Annotated in this window: 10 protein-coding genes; 7 read left to right on the plus strand and 3 right to left on the minus strand. The window is 64.1% G+C overall.

What is annotated here, in order from left to right:
* The first annotated feature begins 104 nt into the window (after window positions 1–104).
* Entirely contained in the window at window positions 105–1307 is a 1203-nt protein-coding gene (locus tag MRBLMU1_RS28735; protein ID WP_363509284.1) for an ammonium transporter, read from the plus strand.
* A 96-nt stretch (window positions 1308–1403) separates the two neighbouring features.
* On the opposite strand, the gene MRBLMU1_RS28740 is transcribed toward MRBLMU1_RS28735, so the two are convergent.
* A complete protein-coding gene (locus MRBLMU1_RS28740; protein ID WP_363509287.1) occupies window positions 1404–1979 on the minus strand; it encodes a helix-turn-helix domain-containing protein in 576 nt (191 codons plus the stop codon).
* A gap of 191 nt (window positions 1980–2170) precedes the next feature.
* On the opposite strand from MRBLMU1_RS28740, the gene kbl reads away from it, so the two are divergent.
* The 3 genes from kbl to MRBLMU1_RS28755 are packed head-to-tail and all read left to right on the plus strand — an operon-like array spanning window position 2171 to window position 5798.
* Window positions 2171–3376, plus strand: a complete 1206-nt coding sequence (kbl, locus tag MRBLMU1_RS28745; RefSeq protein ID WP_363509289.1) for a glycine C-acetyltransferase — start codon at window positions 2171–2173, stop codon at window positions 3374–3376.
* Between the two features lie 17 nt (window positions 3377–3393).
* Window positions 3394–4362: an NAD-dependent epimerase/dehydratase family protein gene (locus MRBLMU1_RS28750; protein WP_363509291.1), complete on the plus strand. Its 969-nt coding sequence runs from the start codon at window positions 3394–3396 to the stop codon at window positions 4360–4362.
* Between the two features lie 44 nt (window positions 4363–4406).
* A complete protein-coding gene (locus MRBLMU1_RS28755; RefSeq protein ID WP_363509294.1) occupies window positions 4407–5798 on the plus strand; it encodes an L-serine ammonia-lyase in 1392 nt (463 codons plus the stop codon).
* Window positions 5799–5807: 9 nt separating this feature from the next.
* Here the strand turns inward: MRBLMU1_RS28755 and MRBLMU1_RS28760 are convergent, their stop codons facing one another.
* Complete coding sequence (locus MRBLMU1_RS28760) at window positions 5808–8954, minus strand: bifunctional diguanylate cyclase/phosphodiesterase (RefSeq protein WP_363509297.1); 3147 nt, start codon at window positions 8952–8954, stop codon at window positions 5808–5810.
* 262 nt (window positions 8955–9216) lie between these two features.
* On the opposite strand from MRBLMU1_RS28760, the gene thrC reads away from it, so the two are divergent.
* From thrC to moaD, 3 genes are read left to right on the plus strand one after another with little or no spacing between them, the layout of a single operon-like run.
* Entirely contained in the window at window positions 9217–10695 is a 1479-nt protein-coding gene (gene thrC, locus MRBLMU1_RS28765; RefSeq protein WP_363509300.1) for a threonine synthase, read from the plus strand.
* 2 nt (window positions 10696–10697) lie between these two features.
* Window positions 10698–11942 (plus strand): gephyrin-like molybdotransferase Glp, encoded by a 1245-nt coding sequence (glp, locus tag MRBLMU1_RS28770; protein WP_363509303.1) that lies wholly within the window; start codon window positions 10698–10700, stop codon window positions 11940–11942.
* The gene (gene moaD / locus MRBLMU1_RS28775; RefSeq protein ID WP_363509305.1) at window positions 11942–12196 is read left to right on the plus strand and encodes a molybdopterin converting factor subunit 1; all 255 of its coding nucleotides are present in this window, start codon (window positions 11942–11944) and stop codon (window positions 12194–12196) included. The genes glp and moaD overlap by 1 nt, the downstream gene beginning before the upstream one ends.
* Window positions 12197–12265: 69 nt before the next feature.
* On the opposite strand, the gene MRBLMU1_RS28780 is transcribed toward moaD, so the two are convergent.
* Entirely contained in the window at window positions 12266–12514 is a 249-nt protein-coding gene (locus tag MRBLMU1_RS28780; RefSeq protein WP_363509307.1) for a hypothetical protein, read from the minus strand.
* Window positions 12515–12529: the final 15 nt, after the last annotated feature.

Consider the following 12529-nt stretch of genomic DNA (forward strand, 5'->3'; position numbering starts at 1 on the left):
AAATACAGTTAAATCATAGACTTAAAATTTGCACCAAACTGGAACAAATATTGCTTGTATAGATATTCGTTTTCAATTCGTGCATTATTTTGGGGAGTGATTTGATGGGTTTACACAAAGACGGCGCCGATGCATTGTTCATTTTGCTAGGTGCCATCATGATTTTGGCGATGCACGCCGGTTTCGCGTTCCTGGAGTTGGGCACCGTGCGCAAGAAGAACCAGGTCAATGCGCTGGTCAAGATCCTGGTGGATTTCGCGGTATCGACCATCGCCTACTTCTTCGTCGGTTACAGCATCGCCTACGGCGTCAATTTCTTCTCCTCGGCCGACGTGCTGGCGGCCAAAAACGGCTATGAGCTGGTCAAGTTCTTCTTCCTGCTGACGTTCGCGGCGGCCATCCCGGCCATCATCTCGGGTGGCATCGCCGAGCGGGCGCGCTTCCATCCGCAGTTGATCGCGACCGCGCTGCTGGTCGGATTTGTGTACCCGTTCTTCGAGGGGATCGTCTGGAACCGCCGCTTCGGCATCCAGGAATGGCTGCTGCAGGCCTTCGGCGCCGAGTTCCACGACTTCGCCGGTTCGGTGGTGGTGCACGCGGTGGGTGGCTGGATCGCGCTGCCGGCGGTGCTTCTGCTGGGCGCCCGGCGCGGGCGCTATATGAAGAACGGCGCGATCGCCGCCCATCCGCCGTCGTCGATTCCGTTCCTGGCGCTGGGCGCGTGGATTTTGACGGTGGGCTGGTTCGGCTTCAACGTCATGAGCGCGCAGTCGCTGGACAAGATGAACGGCCTGGTGGCGGTCAACTCGCTGATGGCGATGGTCGGCGGCACGCTGGTCGCGCTGCTGATGGGGAAAAACGATCCGGGCTTCGCCTACAACGGGCCGCTGGCCGGGCTGGTGGCGGTGTGCGCCGGCTCCGACCTGATGCATCCATTGGGTGCGTTGGTGACGGGCGGGATCGCCGGCGCCATCTTCGTCTGGATGTTCACGCTAGCGCAGAACAAGTGGAAGATCGACGATGTGCTGGGCGTGTGGCCGTTGCATGGGCTGTGCGGCGCCTGGGGCGGGATCGCGGCGGGGATCTTCGGATTGAAAGCGCTGGGCGGAATGGGCGGGGTGTCGTTCACCGCGCAGTTGGCCGGGACGGTGCTGGGTGTGGTGATCGCGTTGGCGGGCGGCTTCGCGATTTATGGCCTGCTTAAAGCCACGATGGGCCTGAGGCTCGATCCCGAGGACGAGTTCCAGGGTGCCGATCTCGCCATCCACCGCATCAGTTCCACGCCGGAGCGCGAGTCGAACTGGTAGGGCGGCAATCCAAACCCGCCACCCTTTGGCGATACGCACGCGTTACCGCTTAGGGGTCTGACCCGGTTGGGTCATACCCCGCCGGGCAGTGCAGGTTCAACGATGTATCACAACCAACAAAGCCTTCGCCTCGGTCTTGCCGACGTTGCGGATGGTGTGCTGCTGGTCGCCGGGGTAGCGCGCCGTGCCGCCCAGCTTGACCTTCTTCTTCGTGTTCCCCACTTCCACCTCCACCGACCCATGCAGCAAGGTGACATGCTCCTGCGCCCCCGGATCATGTCCCTGCGACGCCAGCTCGCCACCGGGCGACAAGGTCAGCTCATACCATTCATACTTACCCGCCAGCTCCATCGGTCCCAGGATGCGCAGCACGTAGCCGGCGTGGTTGCCGGGCAGGGTGGGGGTCTCGTGCGCGTCGAGCACGCGGATGGTCTCGGCTTCCTTCTCCGCCGTCGCCAGCAGTTCGCCGATCTGCACCCCCAGCGCGTTCGATAGCCGCCAGGTGATGGCGATGGTCGGATTGGCCTTCTCGCGTTCGATCTGCGACAGCATCGATTTGGAGACCCCCGCGATGCGCGACAGATCCTCCAGCGTGAGGCCGCGCGCCAGGCGCAGGCGTTGCAGGGCGGCGCCGACCTCGGGTGGTGCGTTCGTCGAAACGGGTGTTTTCATTGTTTTATTCGGCGGATGGGCTAAATTCTAAGTAAATCTGTCGGAAAAACGCGGTCAGAACCACATGCTTCCTTCTTGCGCTGTTCACTGGTTCTCTGTAAGATTCGATATATTGAATTTGAGTTCGACATAACGGATTTCGCATAACGCAGTGAAAATGTGCCGAAATCGTACCACATACAAGGACCATCATGAGCGACCAAGCAAAAAGCACCTTCTTTAGCGGCCTGCAGCAAAACCTGGATCAATTGCGCGATCAGGGCCTGTACAAGCCGGAGCGCGTGCTCGCTTCGCGCCAGGGTTCCGAAGTGGTTGCCCAGGATGGCCGTACCCTGATCAATATGTGCGCCAACAACTACCTCGGCCTGTCCGGCGAGGAGTGGGTGGCCAAGGCGTCGATCGAGGCCACCGAAAAATACGGCTACGGCCTGTCGTCTGTGCGTTTCATCTGCGGCACCCAGACCGTGCACAAGCAACTGGAGCAGGCGATCTCCAAATTTCTCGGCACCGAGGACACGATCCTGTACGCGGCCGCGTTCGACGCCAACGGCGGCGTGTTCGAGCCGCTGTTCGACGAGAACGACGCCATCATCTCCGACGCGCTGAACCACGCCTCGATCATCGACGGCATCCGCCTGTGCAAGGCCGCGCGCTTCCGCTACGCCCACAACGACATGGCCGACCTGGAAGCGCAACTGCAAGCCGCCGCCGACAAGCGCCACAAAGTCATCGTCACCGATGGCGTGTTCTCGATGGACGGCACCATCGCCCAGCTGGACAAGATCTGCGACCTGGCCGACAAATACGGCGCGCTGGTGATGATCGACGAATGCCACGCCTCCGGCTTCATGGGCGCGACCGGCCGCGGCACCCACGAGCACCACAACGTCATGGGCCGCGTCGACATCATCACCGGCACGCTGGGCAAGGCCCTGGGCGGCGCGATGGGCGGCTTCACCTCCGCGCGCAAGGAGGTGATCGACATGCTGCGCCAGAAATCGCGTCCTTACCTGTTCTCCAACACGCTGGCGCCGTCGATCGCCGGCGCCTCGCTGGCGGTGCTGGAGCGCCTGTCGCAGTCGACCGAATTGCGCGACCGCCTGCACGAGAACACCGCCTACTTCCGCAAGGAGATCGAGCGTATCGGCTTCACCATCAAGCCGGGTACGCACCCCGTGGTTCCTGTCATGTTGTTCGATGCGCCCGTCGCGCAGAAATTCGCGGCACGAATGTATGAGCTGGGCGTTCTGCTCAGCGGCTTCTTCTACCCGGTGGTCCCGATGGGCCAGGCGCGCGTGCGTGTCCAATTGTCTGCCGCGCATACCCGCGAACAGCTGGATACCGTGCTTAAAGCATTCGAACAGGCGGGCACAGAGCTCGGCCTGCTTAAAAAATAAAACAGTCAGGAATCAAAATGGAACAACAACGCATCCTCGTCATCGGCGCCAACGGCCAAATCGGCAGTGAACTGGTGGAGGCGCTGGCCGCCAAACACGGCGCGCAAAACGTCATCGCCAGCGACATCAGCCCGACCAATCTTTATCACGCGGCGCGCTACACGCCGCTCAACGTGCTGGACAAGCAGGCGCTGTCGGCGCTGGTGACGGAGGAGGGCATCACGCAGGTGTACCAACTGGCGGCGATGCTGTCGGCCACCGGCGAAGCGGCGCCGTTGAAGGCGTGGACCCTGAATATGGACGGCTTGCTGAATATTCTGGAAGTGGCGCGCGAGCGCGGCATCGTCGGCAAGCCGCTCAAGGTCTTCTGGCCGTCGTCGATCGCCGCTTTCGGCCCGAACACGCCGGCCGTGAACACGCCGCAAACGACGGTGATGGACCCGACCACGATCTACGGCATCAGCAAGCTGGCCGGCGAGCGTCTGTGCGAGTACTACTTCATCAAGTACGGCGTCGATGTGCGCAGCATCCGCTACCCCGGCATCATCAGCTACAAGTCGCCACCGGGCGGCGGCACCACCGACTATGCGATCGCGATCTTCCATTCGGCGCTGCGCGGCGAGCGGTATGAGTGCTTCCTCGGCCCGCAGACCACACTGCCGATGATCTACATGCCCGATGCGATCCGCGCCACCATCGAATTGATGGAAGCGCCGGCCGAACAGGTCAAGGTGCGCTCGGCTTACAACGTCGCCGGCGTGTCGTTCAATCCGGAGCAGCTGGCCGCCGCCATCACGCGCGCCGTGCCGGACTTCAAAATCGCCTACAAGCCGGACAGCCGCCAGGCCATCGCCGATACCTGGCCGCAAAGCCTGGACGACGCCACCGCGACGGCCGACTGGGGCTGGAAGGCCCGCATCGGTATCGAGGAGATGGTGGCCGACATGCTGGCCAACGTCGATGTCCGTCTCGGCAAAGCCGCGTAGTTCGGCCACACAAACAACCACACTATAAAAAAGAGAGACATCAGATGGACATGAGCGTATTCGATTTGTTCAAGATCGGCATCGGGCCGTCGAGTTCCCACACGGTGGGACCGATGGTGGCGGCCCGCCGCTTTCTGCTCGACTGCGCTCCGCTTGACGATGTCACCGAGGTGAGCGCCGAGCTGTATGGCTCGCTGGCGCTCACCGGTATCGGTCACGCGACCGACAAGGCGGTGATCCTCGGCCTGATGGGCGAGACGCCGCAGGACGTGGTGCCGACCCGGGTCGACGCGCAACTGGCCGAAGCCGAAGCGGCGGGGGAACTGATGCTGCTGGGAACCCACGCGGTGCCGTTCAAACGTGGCAAGAACTTGATTTTCCACATGGCCGAGTCGCTGGCCGAACACCCCAACGGCATGCGCTTCACGTTGACCCGCGCCGATGGCGCCACCATCAGCAAAGTCTATTACTCGGTCGGCGGTGGCTTCATCAAGGAGGAGGGCGAGGCGCCGCAGATGCCCTCAAGCGGCGACGGCGCCGCCCCCGCGATTCCGTACCCGTTCGATACGATGGACCAGCTGCTGGCCCATGGCGAAGCGAGCGGCCTGACGATCCCGCAAATGCTGCGCGCGAACGAACGCCGCAAGCGCAGCGAGGATGAACTGAACGCCGGCATCGACAAGATCTGGCAGGTCATGCGCGATTGCATCGCCCATGGTTTGGACACGGCCGGCCGCCTGCCGGGCGGCTTGAACGTCAAGCGGCGCGCGGCCGACTTGTGGACGCAATCTCAATCCAGCGCCAGCCAGGCGAACCAGCTGCCGCACGATGCGCTTCATCAGGTCAGCCTGTACGCGATGGCCGTCAACGAGGAAAACGCGGCCGGCGGGCGCGTGGTTACGGCGCCGACCAACGGCGCGGCGGGCATCATTCCGGCGGTGCTGCGCTACTACGCGGAGGACTGCAAGCCGAGCGACCCTGTCACCGGCATCCGCGACTTCATGCTGACGGCTGCGGCCATCGGCATGCTGTGCAAGCGCAATGCATCGATCTCGGGGGCGGAAATCGGTTGCCAGGGCGAGGTTGGCGTGGCGTGCGCGATGGCGGCCGCGGGTTTGGTGGCGGCGCTGGGCGGCTCCAACAACCAGATCGAGAACGCCGCCGAAATCGGCATCGAGCATCATCTGGGCATGACCTGCGATCCGATCGGCGGTCTGGTGCAGATTCCATGCATCGAGCGTAACGGCATGGGCGCGGTCAAGGCGATTACGGCGGCGTCGCTGGCGTTGAAGGGCGACGGCACGCATTTCGTCAGCCTCGATGAAGTCATCGAAACCATGCGGCAGACCGGCGCCGACATGCAGGCCAAGTACAAGGAAACCTCGCTCGGCGGCCTGGCGATCCACGTCATCACCGTCAACCACGCGGCCTGCTGACGCGGGAACCTACGACACCACCTCCAGCATCAACTGCCGGAACGCCTGTTCCGGCACCGGTTTGCTGAAATAATACCCCTGCATCTCGTTGCAATGCTGCTGCTGGAGGAACTCCAGCTGCTCGGCGGTCTCCACGCCTTCCGCGATCGTCTTCAGCCCCAGGCTGCGCGCCATGTTGATGATGGCGCTGACGATCGCCTTGTCCTCGGCGTCGGTGCTGATATCGCGCACGAACGACTTGTCGATCTTGAGCTTGTACACCTTGAACTTCTTCAAATGGCTAAGCGACGAATAGCCGGTGCCGAAATCGTCGATCGACATCCTGATCCCGCGCTCGTGCAGATTGTTCATCATGGCGATCGCGCCTTGCGGGTCGTTCAGCGCCACGCCCTCGGTCAGCTCCAGCTCCAGATACTCCGGCGGCAAGCCTTCCTCCTGCAGTATCTGCGTGATCAGCTCCGGCAGGTCGGTGTTGCGGAACTGCGTGGCCGACAGGTTGACCGCCATGACCAGCGGCGGCAGGCCATCGTCGAGCCACGCGCGCGCCTGACGCACCGCCTGGCGCAACACCCACGCGCCGATCGGCAATATCAGTCCGCTCTCCTCGGCGGCGGGAATGAATTCGGCCGGCGATACCACGCCCAGTTCCGGCGTCGACCAGCGCAGCAGCGCCTCGGCGCCGATGATGCGCTGGTCAGGCAGCGACACCTGCGGCTGATACACCACCTGCATCTGGTCGCGCTCCAGCGCATAGCGCAGCGCGTTGATCAACTGCAGATGGCGCGCCGCGCGCTGCTGCATGGCGGCCGTGAAGAAGCGGAAGTCGTGCCGGCCGGCGTGCTTGACCTGGTACATGGCGGCGTCGGCGCGTTGCAGCAGCGTTTCCATGTCGGCGCCGTCGGCCGGATACATGGCGATGCCGATCGACGCCGTCACCTTCAGGTCGTGGGTGCCGACGCGGAACGGCTGGGCTATCAGTTCCATCAGCTTGCGCGCCACTTCGGCGGCGTCCTTCGACTCCGCTTTTTGCAGCACGAAGATGAATTCGTCGCCGCCGAGGCGCGCCACGATGTCCTCCTCGCGCAGACCCTGGCGCAGGCGCTTGGCCAGTTCGCACAGCAGGCCGTCGCCGACGCTGTGGCCGAGCGAATCGTTGATGTCCTTGAAGTGGTCCAGGTCGAGCATCATCAGTGCCATCGATTCGCGGTTGCGGCGCGCCAGCGCCAGCGAGTGCAGCGTGTGCTCCTGCAGCTGTGCGCGGTTCGGCAGGCCGGTCAGCGGATCGAAATGCGCCAGATACTGAATCCGCTCGTCGGCCAGCTTGCGGTCGGTGATGTCGCGCGTGATCCCGAGCAGCATGCGCTGCTCGCCGTCGGCGCCGTTCATCGGCGCTGCATGGGTCTCGAGCCAGCGCTGGCCGCCCTTCAGGCCCCGGATCCGGAATTCCAGGTGGCCGTTCTCGCCGTTGACGACGCGCTGGTGCAGCGCGATGAAGGCCTCGCGGTACTCCGGCAGGATCAGGTCCGTCAGCACGTGCTTCTGCAGCTCTTCCAGCGACTCCGCCTCGAGGATCTTCAGGCCCGCCGCGTTCATCTCCAGCAGCCGGCCGTGGGCGTCCACCACCTTGATGCACTCCGGTTCGGTCTCGATGATGGTGCGCAGATGCTGTTCGCTTTTGCGCAGCGAGGCCTCGGTCAGCTCGCGTTGGCGGTCGTGGTCGAAGTTCTTCAGGGCGAACTCGATGTCGAGCGCCATCTCGATGAACAGGTCGCGCACTTCGGCGTCGAACACCCCGGTGGTGGTGGAGTAGGCGGAGAAGAAGCCGACGATCCGGCCTTTGCGACGCAATGGCAGCGACGCCGAAGCCGCCCAGCCATAGCGTGCGGCGCGCGCGTGCCACGGCGCGGTTTCGGGCGCCTGCAGGAAGTCCTGGCACCAGTACGGCTCCCCGCTGCGATAGCAGGCGCCGATCGGCCCGCGTCCCTCCGGCAGTTGTTCATCCAGCGAGATAACCAGATTGTTCAGGTATTCGGTGCCGTCGCCGGCGCTGGCGGCTGGCGATACCGTATCCGCCTGGCCGTCGGCGGTCGCATCGATCATGCCCACCCAGGCCATGGACATGCCACCATAGGCGACCACCGCGCCGCAGATGTCGTCGAACAGTTCCTGCTCGCTGGTGCTGCGTACGATGGACTGGTTGCACTGGCTCAGGGCCGCATATAGCCGGCCGACGCGCTGCGAGCGCGCCAGCGCCAGTCCCCGCTCGCCATCCAGCCTGGCCAGGTTTTTCTGCATGCCGGCCAGCCAGGTCCAGACGCTCTCCCTGGCGCCGTCCCGCACCGCCAGCGGCTCGCTGACATCGCCACGGCCCAGCCGCTCGATGGCGGTCTGCAGCTGCTCGACCGAGCAGCCCAGCGCCGCGTCGAGGTTGCGCTTCGCGCGCCACAACAACGCCAGCAGCATCAGCGCGACCAGCATGAAGCCGGCCCTGGCCAGGTTGGCCTCGGCCGACGTCGAGCGGATCGCCTCCAGGCTGCGCCGCTCGACGCTCTCGTTCACCTGCGCGATCGGCTCCATGATGGCCGCCTTGGCGTGGTGATAGTTGTCGTCGAAGAGCAGGGCCAGGGCGGCGGCGACGGCCAGCGGATCGTCGCCGCCGAAGTCGCGCATCGCCAGCGCCTTGTTCTCGATCGCCGTCAGGCGGTCCGATTCGTCCTTGGCCCTGGTGAGCAGCGACAGCTCGGCCGGTGTGAACGGGGTCTTTTGAATGAGCTCCATCAGCGCGACCGGGTGGCCGTCGCGCCTGGGCCGCTGCTGCTGTTCCAGCACCAGGTCCCAGTACACGTTGTCGTAACTTTGCGGGCGCGCCTGCCGGCCGTCGCGGATATCGATGATTTCCTGATAATTTTTTCGATAGCGGGCATCGCCGGTGGCCACGTAGGTGCGCGCCATGCGCGTCAGGTCGTCCGAGGATTGGCGCAATTCCTCCACTAGGCTGCGCGAGACATAACGCAGCTCGTTGGCGCGGTCGATGCGTTTCTCGGTCCAGACATAGAGCAGAAACGCGATGGTGACAATGAACAAGGCGCTAAAGCAGGCCCACAGCATGCGGGCGAAAGGGGCGGCCTTGCGGGGTTCGGGGGACTTGATCATCATCGGTTGCGGCGGCTGCAAAAAAGGAAACGGCGAGGTAACGGCGAGGAAACGGCACGCGGGGTAGCGCTTCCAGTATATTGCCGGAATGACAGACAAACCAGTGCGCGACAACCGAACGCGCCCGCCGGGGGCCGCCCATAGCCATAAAACAACGGCAATCGCCCCCGAAACGGCGAGGCGCACTATAATATCCGCTCGCTTTGTAACGTTCTGCCAATAGCTGCCAGCCAACCTTGTCAGCCCAACCGGACTTTTCTAATCTATGCAATACGTGTCTACCCGCGCCGCCGCATCGGCCGCTTCGTCGTCTCCCCAACAATTTTCGGACATTCTGCTCGGCGGCCTGGCCGCCGACGGCGGCCTGTTCCTGCCTTCGGCCTACCCGCAGGTGAGCGGCGCGGAGCTGGACGCGTGGCGCCAGCTGTCCTACGCCGACCTGGCTTTCGAGATCCTGAAGAAGTTCGCGACCGACATCCCGGAAGCGGACCTGCGCGCGCTGACCGCCAAGACCTATACCAAGGAAGTCTACCGCAACGCCCGCGCCGGTGAAAAGGCCAGCCAGATCACGCCGTTGCGCGTGCTGGAAGAGGGCGACAACGGCACCAAACTGGTGCTGCAGGCGCTGTCGAACGGCCCGACCCTGGCCTTCAAGGACATGGCGATGCAATTGCTGGGCAATCTGTTCGAGTACACGCTGGCCAAGCAGAACGCGGAACTGAATATTTTCGGCGCCACCTCCGGCGACACCGGCAGCGCCGCCGAATACGCGATGCGCGGCAAGAAGGGCATCCGCGTCTTCATGCTGTCGCCGCACCAGAAAATGAGCGCCTTCCAGACCGCGCAGATGTTCAGCCTCCAAGACCCGAACATTTTCAACATCGCCATCGAGGGCGTGTTCGACGACGCCCAGGACATGGTCAAGGCGGTCTCCAACGACCTGCCGTTCAAGACCAAGCAGAAAATCGGCACCGTCAATTCGATCAACTGGGCGCGCGTCGTGGCGCAGGTGGTGTACTACTTCCGCGGCTACCTGTCGGCCACCACCTCGAACGACCAGAAAGTCTCGTTCACCGTCCCGTCGGGTAACTTCGGCAACATCTGCGCCGGCCACATCGCCCGCATGATGGGCCTGCCGATCGACAAGCTGATCGCCGCCACCAACGAAAATGACGTGCTCGACGAATTCTTCCGCACCGGCGTGTACCGCGTGCGCAAGTCGGCCGAGACCTACCACACCAGCAGCCCGTCGATGGACATCTCCAAGGCGTCCAACTTCGAGCGCTTCATCTACGATCTGGTCGGCCGCGACGGCGAGCGCACCCGCGCGCTGTTCCATAAGGTGGAGACGCAGGGCGGCTTCGACCTGTCGGGCAAGCCTGGCAGCGACGGCGACGAATTCAAGCTGGTGTCCAAGTACGGCTTCAAGTCCGGCAAATCGACCCATGACGACCGCCTGAACACGATCCGCGACGTCGCCGACGACTACGGCATCGTCATCGACACCCACACCGCCGACGGCATCAAGGTCGCGCGCGAAAACCTGGAACCCGGCGTGACGATGATCGTGCTGGAGACCGCGCTGGCGGCCAAGTTCAACGAAACCATTCTCGACGCGCTGGGCGAGGACGCGGAACGTCCGGAAGGCTTCGAGAACATCGAAGACCTGCCGCAGAAGTTCGTGGTCATGAAGCCGGACGTCGAGAAGATGAAGGCTTACATCGCCGCCAACACCGGTCTGTGATCATGAGCGCGCAGCAGCCCCCGTCCCAACAACAACGGCAACCGAAGCCGATGCTGGCCGTCGCCGAGGCGCTGGCCCTGATGCTGGCCGCCGCGCGTCCCGTGGCGCAAACCGAGACGGTGCCGACGCTGAACGCCAACGGCCGCATCCTGGCCCACGCGCAGGTGTCGGGCATGAACGTGCCGGGCATGGACAACACGCAGATGGACGGCTACGCGGTATGCGCCGCCGATTGCGCCAGCGGCGACGCGGTGTTGACGGTGTCGCAGCGGATACCGGCCGGCCATGTCGGCCAGCCCTTGTTGCCGGGGACCGCCGCGCGCATCTTCACCGGCGCCCATATTCCGGAGGGCGCGGACGCCGTCGTCATGCAGGAGCAGTGCGAGTTGGTCGGCAACCTGGTCACCATCAAGCACACGCCCAAGCCCGGCGAATGGATACGCCGCGCCGGCGAGGACATCACCAGCGGCAGCGTGATCCTGCCGGCCGGCGCGCGCCTGCGCAGCCAGGAGCTGGGGCTGGCCGCGTCGGTCGGCCTGGCCGAATTGCCGGTCAAGCGCAAGCTGCGCGTGGCCGTGTTCTTCACCGGCGACGAGCTGACCATGCCGGGCGAGCCGCTGGCGCCCGGCGCGATCTACAATTCCAACCGCTTCACCTTGCGCGCGCTGCTGGAGAACCTGGGCTGCGAGATCACCGATTTCGGCATCGTGCCCGATTCGCTCGAGGCCACGCGTTCGGTGCTGCGCGAAAGCGCGCTGGCGCATGATCTGATCATCACCTCCGGCGGCGTGTCCGTCGGCGAGGAGGACCATATCAAGCCGGCGGTCGAGGCGGAAGGGAAGCTCAATATGTGGCTGATCGCCGTGAAACCGGGCAAGCCGCTGGCGTTCGGCGAGGTCAAGGACGCCTTCTTCCTCGGCCTGCCGGGCAATCCGGTGGCCAGCTTCATCACCTTCCTGATGTTCGTGCGGCCGTTCATTCTGCGTTTGCAGGGCGTGTCCGGCGAGATCGCACCTCGCGCCTTCTCGATGCGCGCCGATTTCGACCTGCCCAAGGCCGACAAGCGCAATGAGTTCCTGCGCGCGCGTATCAACGCCGGCGGCGGACTCGAATTGTTCAGCAACCAGAGCTCCGGCGTGCTGACATCGACCGTCTGGGGCGATGGCGTGATCGACAACCCTCCCGGCACCACCATCTCCGCCGGAGACACGGTCCGTTTCATCCCGTTTAGCGAGTTAATGTACTGATGGCTGTCACCGTAAAATTTTTCGCCAGCGTGCGCGAGGCCGTTGGCGCCTCGTCGGAGACGCTGGACTTGCCGGCATCGGTGAAAACGGTCGGCGAGCTGCGCGCCCATCTGGCCGCGCGGGGCGACGCATGGAGCAACGCATTGGGTAGTCCGGCCCTGCGCATGGCCTGCAACCAGGTCATGTGCGGCGCGGATAGCGCCGTTGCCGACGGCGCCGAAGTGGCGTTCTTCCCGCCGGTGACCGGCGGCTGAGCCAACTGGCCGCCGGGGAAACCCGCACCGCCAACCGGGGTCGGACCCGGTGAGGCCGCCCCCTTCGGTTTAGGGTTTGCGGGTTTGGGCGGCCGCGGCGCGTGCTTCGGCTTCGCGATAGCGGCGCCACGCGCTCCATGTGAACAACGCGGCCGCCAATAGCGCCCAGGCCGCGGCGCTCAGATAGTCGTTGCGCGAGGTCGAGCCCTTGAACCACTCGACGGCGGCCAGTATCGCGAACAACGGCACGGCGGCCAGCAAATAGCGTTTAATCCAAAAAGTCGCGCCCATCATGTCTCCATTTATATTGTTCTTCATCTCGATCGTATCGGA

This window comes from Burkholderia sp. LMU1-1-1.1 (genome assembly GCF_040675865.1).
In the GTDB taxonomy this organism is placed as follows: Bacteria; Pseudomonadota; Gammaproteobacteria; order Burkholderiales; family Burkholderiaceae_D; genus Rugamonas.